Genomic DNA, 686 nt, shown 5'->3' on the forward strand with positions numbered 1-686 from the left:
CGATCGTGCCGCCGACGGGCCCGCTCTCGGGCACCGACGACCCGAAGCCGACCACGGCCTCACCGGTGAGCGCGCCCGTCTGCGGCACGATCGGTTCGAGGTCGTGCCAACTGCCGTCCCGCAGCCGGAACAGCCCGCCGCCGCCCACCCCGAAGAAGACCCGGGTGCGGCATTCGGGGTCGGCGGACAACAGGAGGCAGCGCAGCCCCACCGTGTACTCGTGCGGTTCACGGCCGAGTTCGGCGGCGCGGGCGCGCAGCTTGCCGTAGCCGCGGTCGGTCAGCCGGTGCAGCCCGGATTTGAGGTCGCCGCGGCGGCCCGCTCTTATGTCGTCGGAGAGGCGGGCGTGGCTGCGTCCGACGGCTTCGGCGATCCAGCGGCAGGCGTCGGCCGCGGCCCGATGCCCGCTCTCGGAGGACCGGGCGCCGCCCGCGACGGCGACAAGGACGAGCGCGCCCTCCGCGGTGCCGAACCGTGCGGTCAGCAGTGCGTCGCGCCGGGGTTCGCCCCGGAACCGGGCGGAGTCGCCCCGCACGGAGGCGGCCCGCAGGGTGTACGTGCCGTACCGGGCTCCGTCGAGCACGGTGTCGGCGACCAGGCCGTCCAGTTCGCGCGGGTCGCTCTCGGGCAGCGCGGTGGGCTCGGCGTCGTACGTGGGCGGTCGCGCGCCCACGTACGACGCCGAG

Annotated in this window: 1 protein-coding gene; it reads right to left on the minus strand. The window is 75.8% G+C overall.

Annotation, left to right across the window (positions count from 1 at the left end; all coding sequences use genetic code 11):
* Positions 1 to 686 (minus strand): protein phosphatase 2C domain-containing protein (locus JGS39_RS39915; RefSeq protein ID WP_219574644.1); only part of this gene is annotated, 686 nt, incomplete at both ends.

The organism is Streptomyces poriferorum (genome assembly GCF_019399235.1).
GTDB lineage: Bacteria > Actinomycetota > Actinomycetes > Streptomycetales > Streptomycetaceae > Streptomyces > Streptomyces poriferorum.